This is a genomic window from Bacillus sp. ABA4_010 (assembly GCF_056159105.1).
Genome location: NZ_JBSWUN010000003.1, coordinates 1,544,574 through 1,558,371 on the forward strand (window position 1 = coordinate 1,544,574; position 13,798 = coordinate 1,558,371).

At 43.4% G+C, this 13,798-nt stretch carries 20 protein-coding genes and 1 pseudogene; 18 read left to right on the plus strand and 3 right to left on the minus strand.

The window, feature by feature from the left end; genetic code table 11:
* Positions 1 to 73 precede the first annotated feature (73 nt).
* A complete protein-coding gene (locus ACXAEO_RS08735; protein WP_474880075.1) occupies positions 74 to 250 on the plus strand; it encodes a hypothetical protein in 177 nt (58 codons plus the stop codon).
* A 27-nt stretch (positions 251 to 277) separates the two neighbouring features.
* On the opposite strand, the gene ACXAEO_RS08740 is transcribed toward ACXAEO_RS08735, so the two are convergent.
* Complete coding sequence (locus ACXAEO_RS08740) at positions 278 to 1,468, minus strand: M14 family metallopeptidase (RefSeq protein ID WP_474880076.1); 1,191 nt, start codon at positions 1,466 to 1,468, stop codon at positions 278 to 280.
* A 144-nt stretch (positions 1,469 to 1,612) separates the two neighbouring features.
* On the opposite strand from ACXAEO_RS08740, the gene ACXAEO_RS08745 reads away from it, so the two are divergent.
* Entirely contained in the window at positions 1,613 to 1,792 is a 180-nt protein-coding gene (locus ACXAEO_RS08745) for an H-type small acid-soluble spore protein (protein ID WP_474880077.1), read from the plus strand.
* Positions 1,793 to 2,001: 209 nt separating this feature from the next.
* Here the strand turns inward: ACXAEO_RS08745 and ACXAEO_RS08750 are convergent.
* Positions 2,002 to 2,482, minus strand: a pseudogene (locus ACXAEO_RS08750) (MBL fold metallo-hydrolase); the annotation flags it as partial.
* A gap of 509 nt (positions 2,483 to 2,991) precedes the next feature.
* Here ACXAEO_RS08750 and ACXAEO_RS08755 point away from each other — a divergent pair.
* From ACXAEO_RS08755 to ACXAEO_RS08800, 10 genes are all read left to right on the plus strand, one after another.
* Positions 2,992 to 3,213, plus strand: coding sequence for a hypothetical protein (locus ACXAEO_RS08755; protein ID WP_474880078.1), 222 nt, complete (start codon positions 2,992 to 2,994; stop codon positions 3,211 to 3,213).
* A gap of 123 nt (positions 3,214 to 3,336) precedes the next feature.
* Positions 3,337 to 4,353 (plus strand): DctP family TRAP transporter solute-binding subunit, encoded by a 1,017-nt coding sequence (locus tag ACXAEO_RS08760; protein ID WP_474880079.1) that lies wholly within the window; start codon positions 3,337 to 3,339, stop codon positions 4,351 to 4,353.
* Between the two features lie 44 nt (positions 4,354 to 4,397).
* On the plus strand, positions 4,398 to 4,883 hold the full coding sequence (locus ACXAEO_RS08765) for a TRAP transporter small permease (protein ID WP_474880080.1): 486 nt from the start codon (positions 4,398 to 4,400) through the stop codon (positions 4,881 to 4,883).
* The gene (locus tag ACXAEO_RS08770; RefSeq protein ID WP_474880081.1) at positions 4,880 to 6,214 is read left to right on the plus strand and encodes a TRAP transporter large permease; all 1,335 of its coding nucleotides are present in this window, start codon (positions 4,880 to 4,882) and stop codon (positions 6,212 to 6,214) included. The genes ACXAEO_RS08765 and ACXAEO_RS08770 overlap by 4 nt, the downstream gene beginning before the upstream one ends.
* A 3-nt stretch (positions 6,215 to 6,217) precedes the next feature.
* Positions 6,218 to 6,982 carry an SDR family NAD(P)-dependent oxidoreductase gene (locus tag ACXAEO_RS08775; RefSeq protein ID WP_474880082.1) on the plus strand — a complete coding sequence of 255 codons (765 nt, stop codon included), beginning with the start codon at positions 6,218 to 6,220 and terminating at the stop codon, positions 6,980 to 6,982.
* 86 nt (positions 6,983 to 7,068) lie between these two features.
* Positions 7,069 to 7,533, plus strand: a complete 465-nt coding sequence (locus tag ACXAEO_RS08780; protein WP_474880083.1) for a PPC domain-containing DNA-binding protein — start codon at positions 7,069 to 7,071, stop codon at positions 7,531 to 7,533.
* Between the two features lies 1 nt (position 7,534).
* Complete coding sequence (locus ACXAEO_RS08785; RefSeq protein ID WP_474880084.1) at positions 7,535 to 9,016, plus strand: class I adenylate-forming enzyme family protein; 1,482 nt, start codon at positions 7,535 to 7,537, stop codon at positions 9,014 to 9,016.
* Positions 9,013 to 10,152 carry a thiolase C-terminal domain-containing protein gene (locus ACXAEO_RS08790; protein ID WP_474880085.1) on the plus strand — a complete coding sequence of 380 codons (1,140 nt, stop codon included), beginning with the start codon at positions 9,013 to 9,015 and terminating at the stop codon, positions 10,150 to 10,152. The genes ACXAEO_RS08785 and ACXAEO_RS08790 overlap by 4 nt, the downstream gene beginning before the upstream one ends.
* A gap of 2 nt (positions 10,153 to 10,154) precedes the next feature.
* The gene (locus tag ACXAEO_RS08795) at positions 10,155 to 10,484 is read left to right on the plus strand and encodes a Zn-ribbon domain-containing OB-fold protein (protein ID WP_474880086.1); all 330 of its coding nucleotides are present in this window, start codon (positions 10,155 to 10,157) and stop codon (positions 10,482 to 10,484) included.
* Between the two features lie 125 nt (positions 10,485 to 10,609).
* Complete coding sequence (locus ACXAEO_RS08800; RefSeq protein WP_474880087.1) at positions 10,610 to 10,912, plus strand: EthD family reductase; 303 nt, start codon at positions 10,610 to 10,612, stop codon at positions 10,910 to 10,912.
* 71 nt (positions 10,913 to 10,983) lie between these two features.
* Here the strand turns inward: ACXAEO_RS08800 and ACXAEO_RS08805 are convergent, their stop codons facing one another.
* Positions 10,984 to 11,292: a winged helix-turn-helix transcriptional regulator gene (locus ACXAEO_RS08805; protein ID WP_474880088.1), complete on the minus strand. Its 309-nt coding sequence runs from the start codon at positions 11,290 to 11,292 to the stop codon at positions 10,984 to 10,986.
* 165 nt (positions 11,293 to 11,457) lie between these two features.
* On the opposite strand from ACXAEO_RS08805, the gene ACXAEO_RS08810 reads away from it, so the two are divergent.
* The 6 genes from ACXAEO_RS08810 to ACXAEO_RS08835 all read left to right on the plus strand — a co-directional run bounded on the left by ACXAEO_RS08810 (position 11,458) and on the right by ACXAEO_RS08835 (position 13,797).
* Entirely contained in the window at positions 11,458 to 11,886 is a 429-nt protein-coding gene (locus tag ACXAEO_RS08810) for a DoxX family protein (RefSeq protein WP_474880089.1), read from the plus strand.
* Positions 11,887 to 11,965: 79 nt separating this feature from the next.
* Positions 11,966 to 12,388 (plus strand): MarR family winged helix-turn-helix transcriptional regulator, encoded by a 423-nt coding sequence (locus tag ACXAEO_RS08815; protein ID WP_474880090.1) that lies wholly within the window; start codon positions 11,966 to 11,968, stop codon positions 12,386 to 12,388.
* A gap of 59 nt (positions 12,389 to 12,447) precedes the next feature.
* Positions 12,448 to 13,029 carry an NAD(P)H-dependent oxidoreductase gene (locus ACXAEO_RS08820; RefSeq protein ID WP_474880091.1) on the plus strand — a complete coding sequence of 194 codons (582 nt, stop codon included), beginning with the start codon at positions 12,448 to 12,450 and terminating at the stop codon, positions 13,027 to 13,029.
* Between the two features lie 112 nt (positions 13,030 to 13,141).
* Complete coding sequence (locus tag ACXAEO_RS08825) at positions 13,142 to 13,363, plus strand: DUF1659 domain-containing protein (RefSeq protein ID WP_474880092.1); 222 nt, start codon at positions 13,142 to 13,144, stop codon at positions 13,361 to 13,363.
* A gap of 15 nt (positions 13,364 to 13,378) precedes the next feature.
* Positions 13,379 to 13,594: a DUF2922 domain-containing protein gene (locus tag ACXAEO_RS08830; RefSeq protein WP_474880093.1), complete on the plus strand. Its 216-nt coding sequence runs from the start codon at positions 13,379 to 13,381 to the stop codon at positions 13,592 to 13,594.
* Positions 13,595 to 13,656: 62 nt separating this feature from the next.
* Complete coding sequence (locus tag ACXAEO_RS08835; RefSeq protein ID WP_474880094.1) at positions 13,657 to 13,797, plus strand: YvrJ family protein; 141 nt, start codon at positions 13,657 to 13,659, stop codon at positions 13,795 to 13,797.
* Position 13,798: the final 1 nt, after the last annotated feature.

The following is a 13,798-nucleotide window of genomic DNA, read 5'->3' on the forward strand; positions in this document are numbered from 1 at the left end:
TCTCCATCGACTCATATTTTCTCGCTTATTCCACACAATAAGGACAGTGGCATAAAAAGCGGGAGGGTTAGCGATGAAGGAAAAACAGGATTTGCAGTATGAAGGAAGAGATGAGGCGTATTTAGACATTGACCGGATGATTAATGAAGGTTTGTCAGGCGGCTCGGTCCATATGAGGGGACAGAAAACGAATATTGAGGAAGCGAGAGAGCTTTCCGAAGAAGAACCCCCTAAATCCAACGGGACGTAAGGGAAACGTCCCGTTGGAGATGCAACTTTACATATATAGTCCGGCTAAAAAAATGCCGAGCGTTTCCTCGTAAATTTCCTCGAATTGGCTGAGTGGAAGCGGATTGATGCCTTTTCCTAATTCAACGGTGTAACCTGGTTTTTTCCAATCTTGAATAAACCAGTCTTTATAGCCTGCATAACTTTCAATGGTTTGTACTGGTTCATAGCCGCTCACTCGTCCAAATTCTTCAACAATCCTTTTCGCTTCTGGCGGCTCCATCTTTTCAAATCCCCAATAAATCACTTCTCCTTGTGTATGAAAAGCGAGAACCCGCTCAAAATTTCGGCTTTTCGTTAACTCGGCCATCGCAATCGCTTCGGGTTCAGTAAGGGGCTTTTCGCCGCCGTAATCTCTTGGCGACGGCTTTTTCGGGTTTCGTTCCCGCTCTTCTTCCCATTTAGCCGGAAATTGATCGTTTAAGTCCACTCCTCGAATGTTGGCTTTCCAGCCGGTAAAATCACGACTGCCACCGTTAATTTGGACCACGTCCTCTTTCCACGGAGACTGAGCGGGAGGACCGTTCAGCACAAGATTCACGCCATCTGGATTCACCATTGGAACGAGCGATAAAGTAGTTTGGCTATAAAGCGGGAGAACCGATAACCCGCGAATGGAGCCAGAATTTGTTAAAGCAAGTGCATAATCGTTTATAAAAGTCATCATGACAGGGGTTGTAATCCATTCATTCGCATGAAAGGCGGCATTATAATGAACTTGCTTCGTCCCTTTGCCGATTAAGAGCTCAGGAATCGATTCACCTAACACGGAATCTCCGATAGAGCGTCGCCGCAAAAATGGGTAAACGCGGACGAGCCTGTTTAAATCGTTGACCATTTGATCGTAAGTATAACGCTGCTTTCCATTGACGAGCCGCCACGTAATGCGGAGCGGTACTTGAATGGTGTCGCCAATTTGTAGGGCGTTCGGATTGACGGACGAATTCGCCACTAGTAGCGCATCAAGCGGCAAATTACGGCTGCGAGCTACATTCCATAACGTATCGCCGCTTTTAATCGTATAAGCCGTCGTGACAAAGCCCGGAATTCGAATCTTTTGCCCAATGGTCAGCTCAGTTGGATCAACAGATGGGTTGGAATCGACAATAAGCTGAACAGGGATGGCAAAGAGTTGACTGTAATACCAAAGTGAATCTCCTTTTCGGACAAACACGTTCATGTGTAATCACCTCGTTTCCGTAGTCTTTGACATTAGTATATGAGCTTGCGGAAGCGAACATGATGGGGAGGCGCATTCTCTTCCTTTGCATAAAAATTGGATTTGTTCAAACACTATGGTGAATAGATTAAAGGAGTGAACACAATGGATGTTAAACGGGTAAAGCAAATTTTGTCCTCATCTGCTGATATTGAAGTAAAATTTAATGGTGCTTCCATTTGGATTGATGAATTAAGTGAAGATGGAAGAACGGCAACCGTTCATTTAAGAGGGCCGCTTGAACAACGAACGACTGTGGACATTACCGACTTGACTGAAGGATAAGCAGGCGATCTTTTAAAATTTATTTAGACCTAAATCGAAAGGAGAGAAACAGATTAGTCATGACTAATCTGTTTCTCTCCTTTTCCTTCTTGTGCCACAATCGCGCCCTTTTCTGGAAAACTCAATATCGAGATCATCTGAAAGACATACATAACGGTTTTCCGTTTTTACCTCGATTGCAGAAGAGCTATTGTATTATAAAAGAATGTTAAACTTGGAAAGTATAATGAAATATGCCCTGACGTATGCCCTGGTGTTGCGATTACTCTACATTTGTTATCTAAAATTATATCACCGTCACGTACCTTTTCATCAATTGAAACATGCTTCAAATTCTTTAATTGCTGTATAAACCACTTTCCAAATTCCATTTCTTCTTTTGGTATATTTTCTAGCATTTCTTCGGCTTGAAGTAATCTTTCTGATTTCATTTCACCACTAATGTATTTTGCTTCAATTTCACTAGCTATAATGTTAATCCAAGGATACTTTTCTTTGAAATCATATAAGGAACTTATATGATTGTCATCTCATACCCATTTTTCAAAATTTCATTTTCGATTAAAGGTAAAAAATTGGTGTACCGTGTATCGACCAAAGTTAGTTCATTATTCAAGATAATCATGCTAGGATAAATACAGTTTTTTGTCCATTAAATTCAAATTCAATTGGTAGTTCTATTATCTTCATTTTTCTTCCTCCATACCGCCCTTTAACTTAACAACCATTATTTCAAAACCCTATAATTTCCACAATAAATTACTCAAGAATCGGGTCCTTTACTTGAACAAGAGAGGAAATGGTGCTCCCTCATATATTGAACTAATTATCCTTTTATAATCATAGTACAGTTAAGTCACGGATCTAAAAAAAGAAATGAATGAGCAGACCAAGTAAACATGTTGGTCTGTTTTTTATCTCGTATGAACGAGCCGTAAGTTTTCCTCCCAAACTTAGAGTAATTGGAGAAGTTTGAGTGGGGGATGAGGGAACCGCTATTGATAGAAGATTCTTTTATAATTAAATTATTAAAGGATTTTTTTAGGAAGTGAAACAATAATTATTTTAAAATTTAAAATTATTTGACTAATAAAAATGGAATATATATACTTTAAGCAAACGAAACGATAGTTTCATAGAGAAGGGGGCCATGTCTAGCAATTCAAAACTGAAAAACCGTTGAAAAAGCTTTTTACCTCATGGAGCAGCTAGTAAAATGGTCTCGCTCTTTCAACGAATTGATTTTCCTCATGAACCGCAACACCGCCACGATTCACCGTTTCTTGTCCACCTTAGAATCGCTCACATCTGTGAAGAACAATCCATTTGCATTTCAGCTTGCATCAAGTGTGACGATGGAAGTGACTACCGTACAAGCCGTCAGACTCGAGCCAGCTATCATTTTACGGATGAACAAATAGAGAACATCCGCCAGCAAGCGAGGACCATCGTCGATGAGAGTTCGTTCCAGTTAGGGGATAGAGATCACTTTCCCCTGTAGTGACACATCAAACAAATGAAATCGAAAAAAAGGGAGAGTTATGATGAAAAAGAAGATGACAAGTTTAATGATTGTAAGCGTTATCTTTACGCTTATTTTATCAGCGTGTGGAAAATCGGAGAGTGCTGGTACCTCGTCAGAACCGGGAGAAAAGCTTGATTTAAAAATGTCGGTTACAGTAGGGGAAACATCGACATGGTTTTTGGCAGCTGAGCAATTTGCCAAAGAGGTGAACGAAAAAACAGACGGCCGTATTACGATTAATGTATATCCAAATGAGCAGTTATCGGGGGGAGATTCCGGTAAAGGTGTCGAGATGTTGTTAAAAGGTTCAACGGATTTGAGTTACCATTCTACCATTATTTATTCCATTTTGGATGAGCGCTTCGGTGTTGCGAGTGCCCCATTTTTGTTTGATAGTTTAGAAGCGGTCGATGAGAAATTCAGCGGGGAAGGTGGAGAGGCGATTAAAGAGTTGCTTCGTGAAAAGGGAATTGAACCGCTTGGCTTTGGGCAAAACGGTTTCCGTCAAGTGACAAACTCAGTGAAACCGATTCAATCACCTGAAGATTTAGCTGGATTAAAAGTACGTATCCCTGGCATTAAAATGTATACAGACCTGTGGAGAGAATTCGGTGCGGACCCAGCGACGATGACTTTCTCAGAAGTTTTTACCGCTTTGCAGCAAAATACAATTGATGGACAGGAAAATCCGATTGATGTTATTTACTCCGCTAAATTAAACGAAGTGCAAACATACATTACAATGTGGAACTATTCTTATGATCCGCTGATTTTAGGAATGAACAAAAAGAAATTCGATTCCCTGCATCCAGATGATCAAAAGGTCATTCAAGAAGCAGCGAACAATGCGAATGTTGCGCAAATCCAAATGGCACGTGAAAAAGAAGCCGAACAAATTCAAGCATTGAAAGACGCAGGAATGGAATTTTATGAGCCGACACCTGAGCAAATGGCCGCATTTAAAGCGGCAGCTGAGCCGATTTATGAAACATATAAAGAAAAATGGGGAGCTGATTTGCTGAAGGCGTTCCAGTAACGGTCTAAATTTGCTTACAATTTGTTTGGAAAGGAATGTTTTTTATGTCACGGCTGCTCGAACGAATCGAACACATCATTTTAACAATGACGGCCGCAGTCATGGCCGTGATTGCGTTTATGAATGTAATGACCCGCTATTTTTTAAATCATTCGCTCGCATTTACAGAAGAACTGACGATTAATTTATTTGTGCTGTTAACGTTTGTCGGGGCAGCGGCTGGATTGCGTAGACATGCTCATTTAGGCTTTACGCTGCTGTTTGAAAAGTCCAGCTTGCCGCTTCAAAAACGGCTGACGGTAGTTACAGGTTTCATAATGGCCATGATTTTCGCTTTATTTACTTACTACGGCATCGAGATGGTTCAGTTTCAGATGATGGTGAAGCAAACGACACCGGCATTAGGATGGCCGCAATGGATGTTTTCTTTGTCCTTGCCTTTTGGAAGTCTGCTTTGCTTAGTGCGAACAGTTGAAGCGACAGTGAAGGAATGGAAAGGATTGCATCAAAAAGGAGGGGAACACGTATGACCGTCTTTCTTTTATTTGGGACGTTCATTGCCCTGCTGCTTGTTCGGATACCAATTGCTGTAGCCCTTGCAGCAGGTGCGATTGGAAGCCTTCTGTATTCAAGCGGCATCTCCTCGCTTTCTTTAATTGCCGACATTATGTATACAAGCATTGCTAAGTTCACGCTGTTAGCCATTCCGTTCTTCATTTTAGCAGGGGTCATTATGGAACAGGCAGGTATTTCAAAACGACTAATTCAGTTTGCGGATGTATGTGTTGGACATCGGAAAAACGGCATCATTTTTGTTACCGTTCTCACAGCGATTTTCTTTGCGGCGATTTCTGGTTCAGGCCCCGCGACAGTTGCTGCTATAGGCGGGATTTTAATTCCGGCGCTGGCGAAAAACGGTGTGCCGAAAGCGTCGGCGGCAGCCCTTCTATCAAGCTCTGGCTCAATCGGCATTATTATTCCGCCGAGCATTGCGTTTATCGTGTTTGGCGTTGTAGCGGGAGATCAAGTTCCAGTGTCTATCGCTCGGTTATTTATCGCCGGAATCATTCCAGGTGTGATGCTTGGTGTGGGTTTGGCGCTGGCCGCTATGTATGTCAAAAAGAAGGCGGCGGCGAAAGTATCGACAAGTGAGGCAGCACTGGAACTATCAGCTGCAAGAGAACGGGCGAGCGGAAAAGAAATATGGGTTGCGTTTAAAGAGGCGATTTGGGGGTTGTTAATCCCTGTCATTATTTTAGGCGGTATATACGGCGGGGTATTTACGCCGACAGAAGCGGCAGTTGTAGCAGTCTTTTACGGACTTATCATCGGCTTGTTCGTCTACCGGGATTTGAAGCTCACCAACATTTCAAAAGTGCTTGTTGATTCGTCTATTCAAACAGCAGTCGTGATGTTTATCGTCAGTGCGGCATCTTTGTTCGGCTATGTCGTCACAACCGAACAAATCGCCCAGCAAGTGTCAGACATGTTGCTTGCGTTCAGCGACAATAAATATATGATTTTGCTGCTGGTGAATGTCATTTTACTCGTTGCGGGGATGTTCATCGATGCCATTTCCGCATACTACATTTTTGTCCCGATCTTACTCCCGATTATGCTGCATTTCGGGGTGGACCCGACCGTATTTGGTTTGTTTATGACGGTTAACTTGGCAATTGGTTTGTTTACACCGCCAGTAGGCGTGAATCTTTATGTGGCGTGCGGCATTGCCAATGTACCGCTGAAGTCTATTTCGAAAGCGACGGTTCCCTATTTGGTCGCTTCCTTTATTGTTTTAATTTTAGTGACATACATTCCATCCTTCAGCACATGGCTGCCGGATGTATTAGGGGTGAAATAAGGAATGAAATTGTCAGGTCAAACAGCCATAGTGACAGGGGCGGCACGAGGAATTGGCGCCGCCTGTGCCCTCAAGCTCGCACAAGAAGGCGCTCATGTTGTTCTAGTCGATTTGTTATCAAGTGAAGATACGATGAATAAGGTTGTACAAACGGCTCCAACTAGACAAGTTCGCTCTTATGAAGCGGATATTCGTGAACGTGCCGAAGTGCAGAACATTATCGATGCAACGGCTGCCGAGTTCGGGCGGATTGACATTGTCGTCAACAATGCGGGAACGTGCGGACGGATTGATTTGGAAGAGATGACGGATGACATATGGGAACGGGACATGAATACGAATTTAAGAGGGACTTTTTTGTTTACCCAGCTAGCTATTTATCCATATATGAAGCAGCAAGGGTACGGAAGGATTGTCAACGTCAGTTCAGTATCTGGTCTTATCGGCGGGTATTCGTCGACGACAGACGGTTCGATGAAAGGGCGCTCAGGTCCAGCTTATGCTGCCTCAAAAGGCGGGGTCATCGCCTTTTCTAAATGGGTCGCAAAAGAAGTCGGTCCGCTCGGCATTTGTGTCAACAGTGTTGCTCCAGGTCCTGTGGAAACAGAGATGACAAGCGGCTTTAACTATAACCTTGGCTTGCAATCGATTAAACGTCCCGGAACGCCGGAAGATATTGCCGAGGCGGTCTTTTATTTTGCTTCACCCGCTTCAGGCTACACGACCGGACAGGTATTGAAAGTATGCGGCGGTTCAGCAATCGGATAAAGAAATTGAATGAACAATCATCCATATGCTCAAACATTTAGAAAGCGGAGTAAAGGAAACAGAAAGAAGGTGAAATGGTGGCACACATGTCTCATTCTGTATATGACGAGCAGCGCGGCATCTTAATCGGAACGCTCGCAAAAGGTACAGACTTCTTGGAAGGAATTGTGGCGGAATGTGAAAAACATCGCCTGTCGGCTGGTACGGTGACAGGCATTGGTTCATTAAGTAAAGCGGTCTTTGCGCAGCCGTCCATCCAAAATAGAAAACCTGCTTATTCTAGTCCGGTCGAATGGAATGGTCTCGTTGAAGTGCTTTCTGCAACAGGTTTTTTATCGAAAATGGAATGCGGACGCCTTGATTTGCATATGCATGCCCTAGTCGTCAAGGAAGGAGGCGCCATTTCCGGAGGACATTTTCTAAAAGGAGAAAATCCCGTTGCGGTCACCATTGAATTTTCAGTGCAAGCTGTCCGAGCCGGTGTCATCCGCGCCTATGATGAACAAGAAGGGTTTCGGCTATTGACGCTGAAGCCGTACGAGGGGGAATAGCATGGAAACACTCGGATCCTATATGAAAAAAGCGTTTCGGACTTATCCGAATAAAATCGCAATTAAATTTTACGGTGAAACGATGACGTATGATGAGCTGCGCATTCGGTCGTGTCAGCTTGCGAACGGCATTCGAAGCTATCATTTAAAAAGGAGCGACAGAGTCGCGGTGCTCATGTCCAATCGTCCGGAGCAGATAGAGTCGGACTGTGCGGCCGCGCTTGGCGGTTTCATTAAAGTGCCGCTCAATTATCGCCTTCATCCGAAAGAACTCTCTTATATGATTGAAAACTCAGGGGCGAAGCTGTTGATTGGTGAAAAAGAGCTGATTCATAAGATTGATGTGGACATTCCAAAGCTTGAAGTCGGGGAGAAATATGAAGCGTGGTTGCTTCGCCAAAGCGACGATTATCCGAGATGTGAAGTACAGGAAGATGATGTATTTTCGATTATGTATACATCAGGGACGACTGGACGGCCGAAAGGAGGGATGCTGTCGCATCGCAACATGATTGCAGGTGCATTATCCCTGGCCCTTGCTTGTGAAGTGACAGCGGACGATACAATCGGCCACGTGGCGCCATTGACGCACGGTAGCAATTTTCTATCCCATATTGCTTGGTTATTTGGACTGACACAAGTAGTGTTCAATCAATTTGATCCAAAGGAGTTTCTTGATGATGTGGCGAAAGAGAAAGTAACGGTTCTATTTCTTGTGCCGACGATGATTAATTTAATGATTCAAGAGCGTGAGTTTCATCCAGTGAAGCTCCAGCATGTCAAATCTATTAATATGGCGGGTTCATCGATGGCGGCCGCGAAGCTGAAAAAGGCGCTCGACTTATTAGGGCCGAAGCTCGTTCAAACATATGGACAAGTAGAAGCGCCGATGGCTGTGACAATCATGCCGCGGCAGGAACTTGCTGTTCGTCTCGAATCATGCGGAAAATCAGGACCATTCGTTGAGGTAAAAATTGTCGATGAAAACGGCGAAGAAGCAAAGACCGGAACAGCGGGCGAAGTCGTCTGCAAGGGTTCACTCGTAATGAAAGGGTATTGGAATAATCCAAGTGCGACGCTTGAGACGATTAAAAACGGTTGGCTTCATACCGGTGATATTGGCTGGATGGATGAAGAAGGGTATCTTCACTTAGTAGATCGAAAAAAAGATGTCGTCATTAGCGGGGGAATGAACATTTATCCTCGAGAAATTGAGGAAGTGCTCAATAAGCATGACGGTGTTAAGGAAACGTGTGTCATCGGTGTTCCTGATGAACGGTGGGGAGAGCGAGTCATTGCTTATGTTGTCCAAAATGGCAACATTCAAGTAGATGAACAGCAATTAATGACACTGTGCGGTGAACATTTGGCGAACTTTAAAAAACCGAAAGAAGTATATATGGTCGAAAACTTGCCGAAAAGTCCGTACGGAAAAATTTTAAAGCGAGCACTTCGCGAACAGTATAAGGGGGTTAAGCAATGAGCGGTGTAGTCGTATCAGGAGTGGGATTGACGAAGTTTGGGACGCATGAGGAAGCGAGTGCAAAAGAGCTTGTGCTTCAAGCGAGCGTTCAAGCATGGAAAGATGCGGGGTTTCCGAAAATTGATGCGGTGTATGTCGGAAATTTCATGTCAGGGATGGTCAACAATCAAGAGGTGCTCGGCTCGATCATCGCGAATGAACTAGGACTCGGACCGGTTCCGACTGCGAAAGTGGAAGGGGCGTGCGCGTCTGCTGGCATCGCCTTTCGCCAAGCGTATTTAATGATTGAAAACGGCGTGTATGACCATGTATTAGTTGCAGGAGTCGAAAAAATGAAGCATGCGCCGACACAAGAGGTGACAAAAGCAATCAATGCGGCGATGGATAACGCTTCAAGTGATAAGCAAGCAGGCTTGACTTTTCCGGCCTTTTTTGGGCTTGTGGCGAACCGTTATTTTTACGAAACAGGCGCAAGCAAAAAGCATTTGGCAATGGTGGCGCTGAAAAACCGTGAATATGCGTTAAATAATCCGAATGCCCAGTTCCGAAAAGAAACATCTGTCGAAGAAATTTTGAACGCAAGGCTTATCACCGAGCCGCTTGGCTTATTTGACTGTTCACCGGCGACGGACGGAGCGGCAGCTGTTGTTCTTTCCAAAGGAGAAAACGGTGTGAAAATTATCGCATCAAGTCAAGCATCAGGGCCGACACAAATTGAATACATTGAAAGCTTGACCGCGATTCCGGCTATTCGTGAATCGGCGCGTCTTGCGTACGAACAGGCAGGTCTCACACCTGAAGATATTGACGTCGTGGAGCTTCATGATTGTTTTTCTATGACGGAAATTATTGCGATCGAAGAGCTTGGATTTGCGGAAAAAGGGATGGGCTGGAAAGCGGTCGAAGATGGAGAAACGAAGCATGGCGGAAAAGTGCCGGTCAATACGAGCGGCTGGCTACTGTCACGCGGTCATCCAATCGGAGCGACAGGCTTGGCGCAAATTATCCAAATCGTTCTACAGCTGCGCGGAGAGGCACCAAACCAAGTGCATGGAGCGAAAATCGGACTTGCGCAAAATTTAGGCGGAACCGGTGCGTATTCGACCGTTCATATTTTGGAAAAGGCGGGTGTGTAACGATGGAAATGACCATTTTTGTATGCGAACAATGCGGGCAGCCGTCCTTGCAAAAGCGGCTTCTTTGCCGAAGTTGCCATCATGAGCAATTGACGGAGGCGAATGTATCCGGCGAAGGAACGATTTACTCATTTTCCACTATTCATATTGCTTCAGCTGAATTTCAGCATGATGCCCCCTATACCGTCATTGTTGTCGAGCTGGAAAACGGTTTAAAGGTAACAGGCCGGAAAAAAGGGGAAGCAATTATCGGCGAGCGTGTACAAGTGCGGGAAAAGATTGACGACATTTATTATTTTGAAGAAGTTAAAGCGACAGAAGTTCGCTCATAATCAATGGATCTAAGCTTTCTGAAACAGCGGTGTGCGGTTTCAGAAAGCTTTTTTACTTCAGTAGGTGTGAATAAAAGGATTTTGGATAATCTAACTTACGTGGCAGACAGGTGAGGAGGAGAGAAATGGCCAAAATCATGATTTTATATCAAAAACCGAAGGAGAAAGAGCGGTTTGATGACCATTATTTCGGGACCCATACGGCTTTAGCCAATAAAGTACCGCATATCAAGCGGTTTTCAATTCATCAAGTGGCGAAAACAAATGAAGCGGAGCTCGATTTCTATGTCATGTCCGAAATTGAATTTGAAAGCCCTGAGGAATGTGAAGCAGTTATGACAACAGAAGAGTGGAAAGCGATGGAACGGGATGCCGCCAACCTGTTCCCTTTTTTGACCGCGCCCCCATTAGTCATTATGACGTGCTGAAGGTGCTTTCTTCAGAAAAAGAAAAAAAGACAGACGGTCCGTTCTGTCTTTTCTCGGTTTGTGAAGGAAAATTAAGTATTCCACGTGTAAGCCCATTGTTCGATATTCCGGATAACGGGCTCTAGTGCTGCCCCTTTATCAGTTAAAGAATATTCGACCCGTACAGGCACTTCCGGGTAAACATGCCGATTGACAATTCCTTCATCTTCTAATTCTTTTAGTCTTTCTGACAGGAGCCTTCCGCTAATCGGTAGCGCAGCCTGGATAGCGCAAAATCGTTGCTGGCCGGAAAGCAATTGATAAATAATTAACCCTGTCCATCGTTTTCCCATTAATTGCATCGCTTTTTCAACGGTTGGACAAAGTGTAGATTGATTCATAGTAACACCTCTTTAATAGCTATTATACCAAAAATTGATGGTAAACATAAATTAATATACTTTTTATAATAATGTACTTGACGTATATAAATTACTATCGTACACTTAGTTACGAAATGTAAGTGATGTGTTATTCACACCATCACAAAAAAGAGGAGGATAAATATGGAAAATAAATACGAAGTAAGTGCGCTAATTTTACGAGTGATTTTAGGAGTTAGCTTTTTCTTGCATGGACTTGCTAAATTCCAAGGTGGCTTGGTCAATACAGCGGGTTGGTTTGACAGCATTGGAATTCCAAGCTTTTTGGCGTATGTTGTAGCGTTTATTGAATTAGTTGGTGGAATTGCGATGGTTGTCGGATTTGGCACACGTATTGCCGCAGGTTTATTTGTTATCATTATGTTTGGAGCTATCTTTACGGTGAAAATTTCGGCAGGATTTATGGGGAACGGACAAATGTCTGGTTTTGAATTAGACTTAGCCTTTTTAGGAATGGCGTTATCTTTAGCGATTAGCGGTTCAAAAGCTTACGCACTTGATCACTTATTATTCAAAGGAAAAGAAGCACAACAAACAACAGCTGTTAAGTAATTGGACATATTCTTTTTTTACTATTCATGTAGAAGAGAAAATAGTTGCAACTAATTAGATATCGAAGTATATTTGATATATGATTCAATATAATGCTATTTCACTTATCGGGAAAATTCGAGAACGAGCGAATCGTTTAATTATCGAAGAGTTGAAAGCCCGCGGTATCGAGGAATTGTCACCATCGCATGGGGGCATATTGGTCGCATTGTTCCGACGTGAACGAATGACGATGAATGAAATTGCCCAAAGCATCGATCGAACAAAACCGACCGTGACGACGCTCGTTAATAAATTGTTGGCTGCTGATTTAGTCGTCCGTCAAAAAGACCTTGTCGATCAGCGAATTACGTATATTTCGTTGACAGAAAAAGGGAGAGACTTGGAACCGATTTTTAACGAGGTGTCCAACTTGTTAAACAGCGTTGTGTATGGACAGCTAGATTCATCGGAACAGCAAGAGCTCGAACGAATATTAAAAAAAGTATTGGACAGCTTTTAAAGCCGTCCAGTCTTTTCATACCAATAGTTAGATATCAAACTATTTAGGAGGAAAAAGAAATGAAACATGTAATTGTGTATGCACATCCAAACGAAAAGAGCTTTAATCATGCGATTCTTGAACAGACTGTCGCAGCACTTGAGACCAAAGGGCATGAAGTGGTCGTACGTGATTTATATGCGCTTAACTTTGACCCCGTGTTAAAATCTGAAGATTTCATCGCGTTCCAACAAGGTGAAGTCCCAGCTGATATTAAAACAGAGCAAAACTATGTGGCAGAAGCAGATGTTGTAACATTCATTTATCCGATTTGGTGGACGGGTCTTCCAGCTATGTTGAAAGGATATGTGGACCGCGTCTTCTCTTACGGCTTTGCCTACGCGTATGATGAGAATGGATTAGTTTCACTATTAAAAGGGAAAAAAGGATTTGCGATTAGCACACACGGAACGCCTTCTGAAGTTTATGAGGCGAACGGAATGATGAACTCGTTAAAACAAACATCTGACCAAGGGATTTTCGGCTTCACAGGAATTGAGTCTGTTGATCACCTTTACTTTGGGGCAGTACCGTCAGTAGACGATGAGACGAGAAAAGAAATGCTTGCACAAGTAGCCGAGAAGGTTCATGCATTGTTCTAAAAAAAGTGCCTTGAAACTTTTGCTGTATGGAAAAGTTTCAAGGCTTTTTTTGTATAAATTCTCCCCCTTTTTTAGTGAAGGGCCTATATAAGAGGTGAAGGGGGGTGAGAGAATGGCAGATGTAATGATTCAAGATCGTCAATTGCGTCTTGTGTTGGAAGTAGGCGTCGATGAAAAAGGCAACCCGAAGTTCAAAAACAAAAACTTTAACAACATTAAGCTGACAGCAACGGCTGATGCTTTATTAGATGTTGCCGAAGCAATCGCTAGCTTACAAACGTTGCCGCTTGTACAAGTGGAACAAAACGATTCTCAATTAGTATCTCGAAACTAATAAAGGAGGCTTATAATGGCTAAAACACTCGTTATGCAATTTGTGAACACAACGAACAAAACGTCTAATCTATCCATTGAAAATCCGATTGAGCCGGTTGATCCGGTGAAGGTGAATGCTGTTATGGATCAAATTATTGCAGCGAATGTGTTCATCACATCAGGCGGAGAGCTCGTTTCGAAAAAAGGCGCTTACGTTGTTGAACGCAACGTGGACGACATCGAGCTGTAAATCCGAAAAGTCCCTCCATCCATAAGGATGCAGGGGCTTTTTCATAAAAGGAGCTGAAATTGGTGGAAGAATGGATGACATTTGTTTCCGATGTCGGTTTTCCGATTGTCGTGACCTTGTATTTGCTTCATCGCATCGAATCGAAGCTCGATACACTCATCACCTCCATTGAAAAAATCCCGGAACAAATGAAACAAACATAGA